The 12,212-nt window shown below is 58.6% G+C and carries 16 protein-coding genes; 10 read left to right on the top strand and 6 right to left on the bottom strand.

All coding sequences use genetic code 11. The features are described from left to right. The first annotated feature begins 345 nt into the window (after positions 1 to 345). Positions 346 to 1,146, top strand: a complete 801-nt coding sequence (locus R0V12_RS10050; protein ID WP_320072578.1) for an HAD family hydrolase — start codon at positions 346 to 348, stop codon at positions 1,144 to 1,146. Positions 1,147 to 1,149: 3 nt separating this feature from the next. Here the strand turns inward: R0V12_RS10050 and R0V12_RS10045 are convergent, their stop codons facing one another. After that, positions 1,150 to 1,326, bottom strand: coding sequence for a hypothetical protein (locus R0V12_RS10045; protein WP_168156190.1), 177 nt, complete (start codon positions 1,324 to 1,326; stop codon positions 1,150 to 1,152). Between the two features lie 39 nt (positions 1,327 to 1,365). After that, positions 1,366 to 2,904 (bottom strand): FMN-binding glutamate synthase family protein, encoded by a 1,539-nt coding sequence (locus tag R0V12_RS10040; RefSeq protein ID WP_071573291.1) that lies wholly within the window; start codon positions 2,902 to 2,904, stop codon positions 1,366 to 1,368. Between the two features lie 148 nt (positions 2,905 to 3,052). Between R0V12_RS10040 and R0V12_RS10035 the strand changes: the two genes are divergently transcribed. Both R0V12_RS10035 and R0V12_RS10030 read left to right on the top strand, forming a co-directional pair. Continuing rightward, positions 3,053 to 3,631 (top strand): DNA-3-methyladenine glycosylase, encoded by a 579-nt coding sequence (locus R0V12_RS10035; protein ID WP_070362796.1) that lies wholly within the window; start codon positions 3,053 to 3,055, stop codon positions 3,629 to 3,631. 102 nt (positions 3,632 to 3,733) lie between these two features. Beyond that, the gene (locus R0V12_RS10030) at positions 3,734 to 4,387 is read left to right on the top strand and encodes a biliverdin-producing heme oxygenase (protein ID WP_070976152.1); all 654 of its coding nucleotides are present in this window, start codon (positions 3,734 to 3,736) and stop codon (positions 4,385 to 4,387) included. Here R0V12_RS10030 and R0V12_RS10025 read toward each other — a convergent pair. Further along, positions 4,373 to 4,804, bottom strand: coding sequence for a hypothetical protein (locus tag R0V12_RS10025; protein WP_143110578.1), 432 nt, complete (start codon positions 4,802 to 4,804; stop codon positions 4,373 to 4,375). The two genes, R0V12_RS10030 and R0V12_RS10025, sit on opposite strands and share 15 nt — an antisense overlap. A 259-nt stretch (positions 4,805 to 5,063) precedes the next feature. On the opposite strand from R0V12_RS10025, the gene R0V12_RS10020 reads away from it, so the two are divergent. Beyond that, positions 5,064 to 5,603, top strand: coding sequence for an HtaA domain-containing protein (locus R0V12_RS10020; protein WP_413774855.1), 540 nt, complete (start codon positions 5,064 to 5,066; stop codon positions 5,601 to 5,603). A gap of 12 nt (positions 5,604 to 5,615) precedes the next feature. On the opposite strand, the gene R0V12_RS10015 is transcribed toward R0V12_RS10020, so the two are convergent. Continuing rightward, positions 5,616 to 5,924: a hypothetical protein gene (locus tag R0V12_RS10015; protein ID WP_320073028.1), complete on the bottom strand. Its 309-nt coding sequence runs from the start codon at positions 5,922 to 5,924 to the stop codon at positions 5,616 to 5,618. An 88-nt stretch (positions 5,925 to 6,012) separates the two neighbouring features. Here R0V12_RS10015 and R0V12_RS10010 point away from each other — a divergent pair, with 88 nt between their 5' ends. The 6 genes from R0V12_RS10010 to R0V12_RS09985 all read left to right on the top strand — a co-directional run bounded on the left by R0V12_RS10010 (position 6,013) and on the right by R0V12_RS09985 (position 10,736). Continuing rightward, positions 6,013 to 6,810 (top strand): HtaA domain-containing protein, encoded by a 798-nt coding sequence (locus R0V12_RS10010; RefSeq protein ID WP_413774880.1) that lies wholly within the window; start codon positions 6,013 to 6,015, stop codon positions 6,808 to 6,810. A 14-nt stretch (positions 6,811 to 6,824) separates the two neighbouring features. Beyond that, positions 6,825 to 7,892, top strand: coding sequence for a heme/hemin ABC transporter substrate-binding protein (locus R0V12_RS10005; RefSeq protein ID WP_070362799.1), 1,068 nt, complete (start codon positions 6,825 to 6,827; stop codon positions 7,890 to 7,892). After that, positions 7,889 to 8,932 carry a FecCD family ABC transporter permease gene (locus R0V12_RS10000; protein ID WP_320072576.1) on the top strand — a complete coding sequence of 348 codons (1,044 nt, stop codon included), beginning with the start codon at positions 7,889 to 7,891 and terminating at the stop codon, positions 8,930 to 8,932. The genes R0V12_RS10005 and R0V12_RS10000 overlap by 4 nt, the downstream gene beginning before the upstream one ends. Beyond that, positions 8,929 to 9,708 carry a heme ABC transporter ATP-binding protein gene (locus R0V12_RS09995; protein WP_070362801.1) on the top strand — a complete coding sequence of 260 codons (780 nt, stop codon included), beginning with the start codon at positions 8,929 to 8,931 and terminating at the stop codon, positions 9,706 to 9,708. The genes R0V12_RS10000 and R0V12_RS09995 overlap by 4 nt, the downstream gene beginning before the upstream one ends. Positions 9,709 to 9,807: 99 nt before the next feature. Beyond that, a complete protein-coding gene (locus R0V12_RS09990; RefSeq protein ID WP_070362802.1) occupies positions 9,808 to 10,596 on the top strand; it encodes an HtaA domain-containing protein in 789 nt (262 codons plus the stop codon). Continuing rightward, positions 10,593 to 10,736: a hypothetical protein gene (locus R0V12_RS09985; protein WP_168156192.1), complete on the top strand. Its 144-nt coding sequence runs from the start codon at positions 10,593 to 10,595 to the stop codon at positions 10,734 to 10,736. The genes R0V12_RS09990 and R0V12_RS09985 overlap by 4 nt, the downstream gene beginning before the upstream one ends. Before the next feature lie 85 nt (positions 10,737 to 10,821). Here the strand turns inward: R0V12_RS09985 and ppk2 are convergent, their stop codons facing one another. Continuing rightward, positions 10,822 to 11,688: a polyphosphate kinase 2 gene (ppk2, locus tag R0V12_RS09980; protein ID WP_070362803.1), complete on the bottom strand. Its 867-nt coding sequence runs from the start codon at positions 11,686 to 11,688 to the stop codon at positions 10,822 to 10,824. Between the two features lie 47 nt (positions 11,689 to 11,735). Continuing rightward, complete coding sequence (locus R0V12_RS09975) at positions 11,736 to 12,059, bottom strand: putative quinol monooxygenase (RefSeq protein WP_070362804.1); 324 nt, start codon at positions 12,057 to 12,059, stop codon at positions 11,736 to 11,738. Positions 12,060 to 12,212 lie beyond the last annotated feature (153 nt).

Here is a 12,212-nt window from a genome sequence, read left to right as displayed (position 1 = left end):
AGACACAGTCATCCTCTTCATGCGGTAATTGAACAATTGGGAAACGTTTGCCTTGGGGGTACATGACACAGCTGCCGTACCCCCAATACAGGAATTATCGTAGCGTGTATTGGTCCATCTTTGTTACAAATACTCCAGCTAAACCAACCGCACCGCGAGATATGGTTACATCAGTCGCCTTAGGTGGGCTTTGTAGTGCAACGCCAAGTAAACCCGCACCCCACCCCCAAAACACACCCCCGGTGCTGGATGGCGGTATTTGTCCAACGTGGCGTCGACAAGCTGGCGCGAAACTACCTTCGGTACCCTGTGCACGTACATCAACGCATTGGAGGAAACGAATCTATGCCTTGCCCGAAGATCATCGCCCTCGACATGGACGGCACCCTGCTCAACGAACACGGGCGCATTCCCGACGCCTTCTGGGAGCTCCTTCGCCTTGCCGACGACCGCGAAGTCCTGGTCACGCCGGCATCGGGACGCCAGCTCGCGACGCTTCGTGATATGTTCACCACTCATCAGCCTCACACGTTCATCGCGGAGAACGGTTCCGTCGTCTTCCACGACGGCCGCATAATCGACGTGACTGCCATGCCGGAGCAGCCAGTACGCGAGTTTCTACGCGCGTTTGAAACAGCGCCGTTTTCAGCGTCGGCGGTGCTGTGCACTCCCGAGCAGTCCTACTCGCTGCGCGGTGCATCTAAGGAAGTCGAGCAGGAGATTGCAAAGTACTATCACGCCAACACAAACGTGGATTCGCTTGTCGACGTCCCCTTCGAACAACCCGTGAAAGTCGCGCTCTACGTGGACGGTGATGCAGAGCGTGACGCGCTGGCGTGGGTGCAGGCGCACGCGCCTGGACTGGACCACGTAGTAAGTGGCCAGCACTGGATCGACATCATGAGCCCAGCGGCAGACAAGGGCAAGGCGCTGCTGGCGATCGCGGACGCCTTGGGCGTGCCTCAGGAAGCAACTGCCGCGATCGGTGATTTCCTGAACGATTACACGATGCTCCAGGCGGCTGGAACAGCGGTTGCGATGGGCAACGCCCACCCGGACCTTAAGACGGTGGCGGACGAGGTCATCGGAACCAACGCTGAGCGTGCAGCAGTGCATCGACTTGCTGCATGGCTCAGTGAGCAATAGCGCTTACTTTGCGGACTTGCGCTCCGCAATAGCTCTCTCAAGCTCAGCTTGGCGCTCTTCGAACTCCTGGACCTTCGCCTTCATCTGCGCCATGAGTTCTTCGTGGTGCTTACGACCGAGCTCGAGGCGCTCCTCAAGCTCGGCCAGTTCCTTCGCACGTTGTGATTCATCTAGGGTCATGCCCCTATTGTGGCAAATTTTCCGCGCCGAAGCGAAGCGCTACTTCCCTTTCGCTAGAAACGACTCCGCGTTCGCAGATTCCCAGTCCTCGCGCCAGTTCTCTGGGACGTCGCCGTCGACTAGCTGACCGTCACGAAGCCACTCGTAGCGCTCGCGGTACGTCTGGGGTTTCCCGTAGTCGTCGTTGCAGCGAATCATCTCAGGGCGCAGGTCCTTCGGATCTTGCACTCCCATCGCGGCCATGAGGCGCAGCGCTGACGAAACGGTGGCCTTCTGGTACCGCATCACGCGCATTGATTTGTCCTCGACATCCAGGCCACGCTCACGCCACGGGTCTTGCGTCGCGACACCAGCCGGGCACGTACCGAGGTGGCACTCCATTGCCTGCACACAGCCGACGGCCATCATCATCGCGCGGGCGCTCAGCAGGAAGTCCGCGCCCTGCACCATGCGACGCACCAAGTCGTTGCCGGCGGCGATCTTGCCGGCAGCGCCGATCTTGATCTTGTCGCGAAGGCCGCAGCCCACCAGCGCATTATTCACGAACGTCAGGCCCTCTGTGAGTGGCAGGCCCACGTGGTCCTCAAACTCCTTCGGCGCCGAGCCAGTACCGCCCTCGGAACCGTCGACCACGATGAAGTCAGGCAGAATGCCAGTCTCGAGCATGGCCTTGCACACCGAGAGGAATTCCCGACGAGAGCCTATGCACAGTTTGAATCCAACCGGCTTCCCCCCGGAGAGGGTACGCATCTGGTCGATGAAGTGCAGGAGGCCGATTGGGGTATCAAATTCAGAGTGCGCACCTGGGGACGTGAACGCCTTCCCCTCCTCAATCCCGCGAATTTCAGCAACTTCCTTCGTCGCCTTCGCGGCTGGCAGCTCACCGCCCAAACCAGGCTTCGCTCCCTGTGAGAGCTTGAGCAGCGTCATCTTCACCTGCGGCCGCTTTGCCTTCTCTGCGAAGGTATCTGCATCAAATCCCCCCATCGGGGTGCGTGCGCCGAAGTACCCGGTGCCGATTTCCCACACCAGGTCACCGCCGTACTTTTCGTGGTGCGGGGACAGACCGCCTTCACCGGTGTCCTGGTAGAACCCGCCCATCTTGGCTCCCTTGTTCATCGCTTCGACGGCGCGCCCAGACAACGAGCCGAAGCTCATAGCGGAGATGTTCAGCAATGCTGCACTGTACGGCTGGGAGCACTGTGGACCTCCAATCAGCACGCGCGGCGGCTCGGCAGGCATATCTACGGGGCGCATCGAATGCACCAGGGAGCGGTGTCCCTGCTCGTAGACGTTTTCTTGCGTACCGAACGCAGTGGTCGAAGTCTGCCCTTTCGCGCGCGAGTAGATGAGACTACGAGTGCGGCGGTCGAATGGGCGGCCGTCCCAGTCACGCTCAATAAAGTACTGCTGAAGCTCCGGTCGAATCTTCTCGAGTGCCCACCGCGCACGCCCCAAGACTGGGTAAATTCTTCGAATGGAGTGTTTCTTCTGAGTCAGATCCACAGCTGCAACAGTTCCTACCCCCAACGCTGCCGCGATCGACGCTGTTGCTGCCCAGTTGCGCTTGCCTGCCATGATGCTCCTTAGACTAAGTGGCGTGTAGAAAAGCGTTCCTGTGTTCACCGTACGCAAAAAAATAACAAAACAAACTCCAGCCACACTTCATGTGGTGTTTCCCCCTTTCGTTCAACCACCATTGGGGAACTCTCGTTAGGGTGGGGCCATGATTGACTTTTCCCGCCCCGCAAACATCGTCGCGCCCAAACTACTCGGGTGCACACTCACTCATGGCGGGGTCAGCATCGTATTGACCGAGGTCGAGGCATACCTCGGCGAGGAAGACGCCGCCGCGCACACCTATCGCGGCAAAACGGCACGAAACGCTGCGATGTTCGGCCCTCCAGGACACTTCTACGTCTACCTTTCGTACGGCATTCACCACAACGTCAACATTGTGTGCGCACCGGAGGGCATCGGCCAGGGATGCCTACTGCGCGGAGGCAGGGTCATCGAAGGCCACGACATCGCCTATCGACGCCGCCAAAAACCCGACCGCCTTCCCATCGAAGAAGACAACCTGGCGCGTGGTCCCGGAAACCTGGGCGAAGCGTTGGGGTTTGAACTCACCGACAACCATAAATCCGTCTCTTTGACCGCACCTACCGCTCCCCCGGAGTGGGTTTGTGGCCCCCGTATTGGCATCTCGAAGAATGCTGATGCCCCCTGGCGATTCTGGATCCCCGGAGACAAAACTGTTTCCACGCCACGCGGTTATAAAACGAGCAATAAATACAAGGCATAAATCCTAAACTTTTGGGCGATTTTCTTTAGGTAAGCCTTGCCTTACTATTGGTGCGTCAGCTTGGAGCGCTCGCTCCCCACCTACACACGATCGGAGTCACCGATGACCCTCATCGCCCCTGCACAGATGCCACTGTCCGTCGCCCTGAAGGAGCAGACCACAGCCGCACACGCAAGTGCCGAGACCTCCCGCTTCATGTCTAACCTCAGCGGAGGTCAGCTCAGCGCAACAGCCGTCGCCGAGCTCACCGTGCAGTACTTCCACATCTATTCCGCACTCGAAGCCGCGGTGCGCCGCACAGCCACTCACCATGCCGTAGCCCAGATCGCCGACCCGAGACTTGAGCGGGTAGACGCAATCTCCGCCGACCTCACAGCGCTACTCGGCGCGGATTGGCAAAATCACCATCACCCACTCGAGGCAACGTCACGCTACGTTGCCGAACTCAACGCACTCACCCCCAACAACGGCCCCGAGGTGATAGCACACCACTACGTTCGCTACCTCGGCGACATCGCTGGTGGTCAGGCGCTTGCCCGGGTATTTCGCAGCGAATACAACCTCGGCGATAACGCCCTCAACTTCTACGACTTTTCCGCGATTGGGAAAATCCCGCCATATCGTGCGCAATACAAAGCATCCCTGGACGCCATGCAACTGAGCGACGACGAACGCGCCCAACTCATCGAGACAGCAAAGCACGTCTTCACGCTGAATGAAGCGGTGTTCCAGGAGCTCACATCACGACTCGACTAGCCCTCGACACTTGGCGTCACTGCTGTCGAGATACACAAGCACACCCCACACGGCACTTGCCGCCACAAAGGCGGCAAGCACGCCCCCGGTAAGGGTGTAGCTCTCAGGCACCGCAAACAACACCATCAGTGAGACTGCAATCACCCCAGCCCATACCACCCCAACGAGAAGGCCGGAGCGACGATCTCCGCGTGGTGCTGCCTGATAACTACGTCGCGACGGCAGCGCTGCTAGCGCAAGAACTAGCACAATTAACCCCAAGCAGGCCAAGGAGCTTACCCACACATTTCCGGCGCTCACACCAAAGACCACAATCCCAGCAATCACAGCTGCCAGTGCACGCTCCCACGGCGCGAACCGCCCTCGAGGCACCTCTGAGACGACTGGTATGAGCTCGGTTACAGGCTCCTGATCCACTACCACAACAACACCCTTCCATAAGGCTACGCTTACCTAATTTTTATTAGGTAAGCTTACCCTCATTTATTCCGACGACGAAGAGTATTCCTCAAGAACTATGTCTATCCGCTATGTATGCGCGTTGGCCGCTTCTGCCAGCATGCTTGGCTTTGCAGCAACAGCGTTCAGCCCGCTCCTCATTACCCCTCCCCCTGCTCCGGCACAAGAACAAACCGCGTCACACCGCACTGTATCCACGGGAACAATGGATTGGGGTGTGCGGGAATCGTTCCGTAAGTACATCGAAACTGGCGTCGCCAAGGGGTCCATCTCCACAGATGAAGGGGCGACTCGCTCAGGGACGGCATTCCAATTCCCAGCCGAATCCTCCGCGATTACTGGCCCATCCTCCGGACAATTCAACTTCACCGGCTCAGTCCACTTCAGTGGCCACGATGGCTCTCTCGAGCTGACGCTCAGCAACCCGATCTTGGTGGTCAACGGCACTAACGCAGAACTCCGGGTGGACTACAGCACACGGAAGTATGTCGGCGCAGGCGCTGTGGGCCCTGTCGAAGAAGGACAAAAAGAAGTACTGGCCACCATCACCCTTGACGCCGCACCGGACTTCACCGCAAGCCAAGTGACAATAAGCGGCCACACCTCACTTACCGCTTCTGGGGAAACTATCTTCGCCGGATTCTACGAAGCAGGCGAGCCCCTCGACCCGATCAGTATCGAATCTCTCACTCACGGAGGCTTCGGGTGCCGGACCAGTCCCGGACTTCACACTCGGGTCCCCATCAGGAGACAATAGCAACGCAGCTGCTCAGGGGCACAGTGGCGCCACACGTTCAAAGGCGACAAGCGGACCGGCTTTCTGGCTCGGACAGGTAAACGACACGCTCATCGAGGTCAACGGGCTGTTTACCAACGCCGACAAGGTCTTGCGAAGCGCAACGTCGTTACACGAGCGCGCTACATCGTCGCAACAGTCAGCCCGTCCCAACCGCTCTTCGACGGCGCCGGGGACGACTGCTTCGGCTGCCAACACGGCCCCGGCGCGCAACCAAGCATCAGCGCCGACTTCCCCATCGAGCAACGCATCGGCCCACAGCAATCGCGATGCCTCAGCCACAGCACCGTCAGGCGGTAATGCATCTTCAAATACCGTCTGTGATGCTGGCACCTCACACGGAGTCACCTCTGCTGAGGCACAGTGGGGAATCCGGCAGTCGTTCCGTACATACATCCGTGGCAATATCGCGAAAGGAAAGTGGGAGCTCCAAGGCGTTGGAGACAGCGGTAACACCTTTACTTTCAACGGCAATTCGGGAGCAGTTGATTCTGCGACGCGGTCGGGGTCCATCCTCTACCCCGGTTCGATCCGTTTTACCGGGCACGGGGGCGTATTGGACACTCGTTTTTCCAACATGGAAATCCAGTTCTCCGGCAATACCGGCCAGCTGATCCTCAACGCGACGTCGAACACCATGGAAGGCGACCCCCGCGACTACGGGCGCATCGCCATCGCAGACCTCACTTTCACGAACCTCGATGTGAGCGACTCTGCGGTAACCGGTACAGCAGAAGCAACGCTTACGAGCACAGGTTCGGAAGCGTTTGGGCAGTTCTACCCTCCTGGCGATCCGCTCGACACAATTCACTTCACCGCTCAACTCGGCGGATCGGCTAACTGCGCCGAAGGCCAGGGCTCCATCGGAGGGGCGTCCTCTCCATCCAACAATGCGGCGGGGGCCGACGCTCGAGCGAAACTTCGGAAGTCTACAACATCCTCGTCTACGCCTTCCCGCGGAAGCGTTCTCGACGAGCATTTGGGGGACGCAACTGTTTCGTCCTCTGATCAGCCAGAAGGCGGAAAGTTCCAGATTAAAAACACCGCGCCCAATTCGCGTACAGGGGCGGATGGTTGGGATGACGCGACCGTCGCGACGCTCTTGGTGCTCATTGCCTCGCTGCTTGGCGCAGGCGGTGCGCTCATCAGATTCGCGGTCATCGGATAGGGAGATATGACACTATGAAAATGCTGCAAACCACTCTTTCCTTGGTTACCGCGACTGCGATAACGCTGAGCCTCGGCGGGTGTGCGGAGTGGGACAACCCAACACAACACACCACCAACGAGCTCGCGGAGTCGCTGCAGACAAACGGGGACCCACACCAGGCGCAAGGGGTTTCGATGGTCTCTGAGATCTCCGAGGTCGAGCCAATCGATACGCCACGGGAACAAGCTCTGCCCGTCGAAGTGACCGATGCGGACGGTTACGACGTCACCATTACTGATACCTCCCGCATCCTTGCACTGGACCTATACGGCACATTCACCAAGACGCTTCGTGGTGTCGGCATGGCAGACAACATCGTCGGGCGGACCGTAAGTTCCTCGGAGCCGTCGCTTGCGCATCTGCCCGTAGTCACGGAAAACGGGCATTCGCTCAACGTCGAGGCCATTCTGAATCTTCGTCCCACCTTGGTGCTTGTCGACCGCTCAGTAGGACCAGTTGAGGCGATCGACCAGCTACGGGCAGCCGGTATCACCACTGTGATGCTGGAGCCGACGCGTTCGCTGGCCTCGATCGCGGAGGACATCACTAATGTGGCAACCCTCGTCGGTGAGCCTGAGGCAGGCCGCCTCCTCGCCGAACGCAGCGAGAAAGAAGTCCAGCAAGCGCTCGACGCAATCGCTGCGGTGGCACCTGAAGAACCACTGCGAATGTCGTTTTTGTATGCTCGCGGCACCGGTGGCGTCTTCTATCTACTCGGGCGTGAAGAAGGAACTGAAGAACTCATCACTGCTCTAGGTGGCAGGGACGTCAATTCCGAGCACGGCATCGGTCAGCCTTCGCCTGCAAGCCCTGAGGCGCTCGCCGAGGTAAACCCCGAAGTGTTCGTCATGATGAACGGTGGGCTCCAGTCCACAGGCGATATTGAAGGCCTCCTCCAACGTCCCGGCGTCGCACAAACCACCGCGGGGCAGCACCGGCGAGTCCTGGCGCTTCCCGACGGTGACTCACTTGCGTTCGGACCTCAAACTGGCGAACTGCTGCTGCGCGCGGCGCACGCTCTCTACGGAGAGCAGCTATGAGCGAGCACCACGGAGCAATCCATGCACGACGCATTGGAAGAATTGTGCTTTTCGCAGCCACCGCTTCCCTGCTAGTGCTCACGGCCATTGCCTCTCTCGTTGTAGGCCAGTTTGAGTTCTCCCCCGGCGAGCTCTGGCCGATCCTTACCGCAGGGCCAATGTCAGCGTCCACACTCGAAGCATCAGTATTGTGGCAAATCCGCATCCCGAGGCTCGTTCTAGGACTCTGCGTCGGCGCGGCACTGGGAACAGGCGGGGCGCTCATGCAGTCCGTATTTGCCAACCCCCTAGCAGAACCAAGCGTCGTTGGCGTCAGTACCGGGGCAGGTGTAGGCGCAGCAATCGCCACCGTATTCGGCATCACCATATTCGGAACGATGACCGTGCCGATCTTCGCGTTCGCAACGGGCATATTCGTCACCGTGGTGGTGTACCAGCTAGCGCGTTCAGGTGGCAGAGTCCGCGTCCTGAACCTGGTTCTAGTAGGCATCGCAGCGAACGCTATCTGCGGCGCATGCATTTCAGCACTCACATTCATCGCCCCCACCACGGCGCGGGAACAGATCGTTTTCTGGCAGATGGGCAGTCTCGCTGGGGCGAGTTGGGCGCAAACTGGGGTGGTAGCTGCCGTTGTCACCTTCGCATTGGCATGTGCCATGTGTTTTGTGCGCAAGCTCGACATCCTCGCTTTGGGCGACCAAGCTGCATTCCATGTAGGCATCAACGTCGCACGCCTGCGCATGTTGGCGATCGCACTATCGACATTGCTTACAGCCGCAGCAGTCTCCTTCGCTGGGTTGATCGGGTTCGTAGGACTCGTCGTCCCACATATCGTGCGCACTGCGGTCGGCCCGTCCAATACGATGCTTGTCCCGGCTTCTGCACTCGGTGGCGCGCTTTTGATCGGTGCTGGCGATATCCTCTCCCGCACAATCATTCCATTCGCTGACCTGCCAATCGGTATTTTCACAGCGCTGATTGGCGGGCCGACCTTCTTCTTCCTGCTGCGGCAGATGATGCGAAAGGGCCATGCACAATGACAGTTACCGCTTCACATGTCACAGTCCATAGACAGGGGCGCGAAATACTCCACGATGTCAGCATGTCCGCGCAGAGTGGAGAGGTCACCGGCCTCATCGGCCCCAACGGAGCTGGCAAGTCTACATTGCTCGCTGCGCTCTCCGGCGATACATCCCTCTCGAGCGGAAGCGTCCAGCTTGTAGGTCAGGATGTATCTGGGTGCACCGCTCATCAACTCGCTCGGACGCGTGCCGTCATGCTTCAGGATGTCAGTGTCGCCTTTTCGTTCTTGGTGCGCGACGTCGTCGAGATGGGGCGCCATCCGTGGGGCACTCAGCCTGACGACGCCACCATCGTCAACCAAGCGCTCGCCGCGACGGGCATCACGCACCTCCAGGAACGAGAGATGTTCACGCTTTCCGGTGGTGAGCGCGCCCGTGTGGCCTTTGCCAGAGTCTTGGCACAGCGAACACCTGTGGTGTTTCTCGACGAACCAACTGCCGCGATGGACGTGCGCTTCCAAGAGCAGACGATGGGCGTCGCCCGCACCTTGGCACGTGATGGCGCGACCGTGATCGTCGTGCTCCACGATCTTCAGCTTGCTGCGCGGTACTGCGACCACGTGGTGTGCTTGAAGCAGGGGGCTGTTGCGGCAGCGGGGCCGGTGGCCGAGGTGTACCAGGACCACATTCTGAGCGAGATCTACGACTGGCCTATTACGGTCCTGCACGACGGAAATCGTGTTTTCATCGCGCCTCATGAGGCAAACTGCTCCCCTATGACAGGTGCGACCTAGCCCCATTACCCCCGGCCGTTGACCAAACCCCAACCAATATTTAAGGTTAGCCTAACCTCACCATTCGGTGTGGTTGCGATTACTCATGAAAGGACGTACATGTCTCGCTCCACCACTCTGGCAACCCTCACCGCTGCCTTCCTTGCTTCTACTGCCCTCGTCGCGCCGAGCGCATTCGCGGAAGCCCCAACGCTCGAGTCCGGGCACGCAAACTGGAACATCAAGGGATCATTCCTGAGCTACATCCAGAAGCCGTTTGCCGCAGCAACCATCACGGCGTCCGATGGGGCAGAAAAGGTACTTGACGCGAGCAAGCTGGTTGACTTCGCCTTGCCAGTAAATGCAAAGGAGTCCAAGCTCACGGCAACTGGCGAAGGGGTCATAGACCTCGACGGCGCTATCAGTATCAACGCACACCACGGTGCGATGGATATCCAGCTGTCTGATTTCAAGGTCGTCATCGAAGGGGCTAAAGGGTTCCTCCAGGCAGACTATGTCCGCAAGGGCGCTATGCCCGGTGCAGAGACCACCACGTTGACCGGCGACGATAAGCGCATCGTCGAGTTCGACGTCCAACAGCCGCTGAAGGCTAACAAGAACAACCAATTCGCTGCGACCTTCACCCCGACCAAACTGACAGAGGACGGCTCCGCGATCTTCGATAAGCAGTACAAGGCCGGTGAGCCTTTCGCGGATTCCAAGGTAGCCCTTGCACTGAAATTCAAGGATGCTCCCGCACAGACGACGCCCACTCCCACGCCGGAAGGATCAAGCCTTGGAACCGGCGCGATCGTCGGAATCGTGCTTGCCGCAATCGCGGCCCTCGGTGGCCTTGCATTTGCAGCGAGCCAGCCAGGTTTCCAGGCGATGCTCGGGAAGCTCGTATGAGCGCCGTCGATAACGTCGGCGGACACATCACCACGGTGATCACTTCACTCATGGCGATCGCTGGCGTCGTAATGACCGTCGCCGCACTCGCCCAGGGCGCAGGGACGATTCTCGGGATCCAGCTACCAACGATTCCTTGATATACAGAGATATACAGACCGCAAAACAAGAAACCCAGCCACCTCATGGTATGGCTGGGTTTCTCCATTTGGGCAACACACCAAACTAGGAGTTCTTCTTGCCCTTCTTCTTTTTCTTGCTGCTCACCTTGGAGAGTTCCAGCTTTGCAGCAGCATCGGGCACGTAACGGAACTCGTCGCGCGGAGGTCGCTCGTAGTCAATAATCTCTGGGCGTTCAGGGATCTCTGGCAGATCAGGGTCAATGTGCTCGTAGGGGATCGTCGACAAGAGGTGAGAAATCACATTGATGCGCGAGCGCTTCTTATCCTCCGACTCAACCGTGTACCACGGCGCCGCAGGAATATCCGTGTGGATAAACATCTCATCCTTGGCTCGGGAGTAGTCCTCCCACTTTGTAATGGACTCGAGGTCCATTGGCGAGAGCTTCCACTGGCGCAGCGGGTCTTCCCGGCGGGATTGGAATCGCTTGTACTGCTCTTCATCCGATACAGAGAACCAGTACTTACGCAGCATGATGCCGTCCTCAACGAGGAGGCGTTCAAAGATCGGTGTCTGGTGTAGGAACCGACGGTATTCCTCCGTGGTGCAGAACCCCATCACGCGCTCAACGCCGGCGCGGTTGTACCAGGACCTGTCGAAGATGACGATCTCGCCTGCGGCGGGGAGCTTTTCGACGTAGCGCTGGAAGTACCACTGCGTCTGCTCGCGCTCAGTTGGCTTCGGCAGCGCCTCAATACGGCAGGTGCGCGGGTTCAGGTACTGGGTGATGCGCTTAATTGCGGAGCCTTTGCCTGCCGCGTCGCGCCCCTCCATCACGATGACAACACGCGCTCCGGTCTTGACGACCCACTGCTGCATTGCCACCAACTCAGCTTGAAGGCGTACGAGTTCTTTCTCGTACGCCTTCTTGGAAAGTTTCGGGGGCTTGGTGGAATTCTTCTCTTCACTCATAGGTACTAACCGTACCCATAAAGCGGGGAGAAATTAAGCCGATTCGGCTAGTCCACCTTGAATTCAGCCATGGTATCCCACTCGGTCTTACCCTCGATCAGGGTATTGATGATGGTCGGGGTTTCCTTCAGAATCTTCGGGAACAGCTCCTGGGCGGCGCGGAAATGATCGGAGTTCACGTGCGCTTCCGCGGCATCGTCGTGGAATGCCTCGATGAGCAGGTATTCGTTCTTATCCTCTTCACTGCGGTACCAGTCAAAGAAGATGCAGCCCGGCTCTGCGCGGGTTGCGTTGGTGAATTCCTCTACCTCTTGACGAAATGTCTCGACGTATTCTGGCAGTGGCTTGTAACGAACGTTGATCAAAATCATGCCACCACCCTACGCATATCTCGCATTGTTGTCAGCCGACGCTTTTGGCTACGAAGCTGCTCAGTTAATTGTTCAACAATAGATGCGTTATACTCGTAACAGTTGTCGGCCGATGGTTCTATTTACCATTGCTGACTAGCTTAAATAAATAGT

It is taken from the genome of Corynebacterium sp. UMB2355A, assembly GCF_033877495.1.
GTDB lineage: Bacteria > Actinomycetota > Actinomycetes > Mycobacteriales > Mycobacteriaceae > Corynebacterium > Corynebacterium pseudogenitalium.
This window is presented reverse-complemented; position numbering and strand designations above follow the sequence as displayed.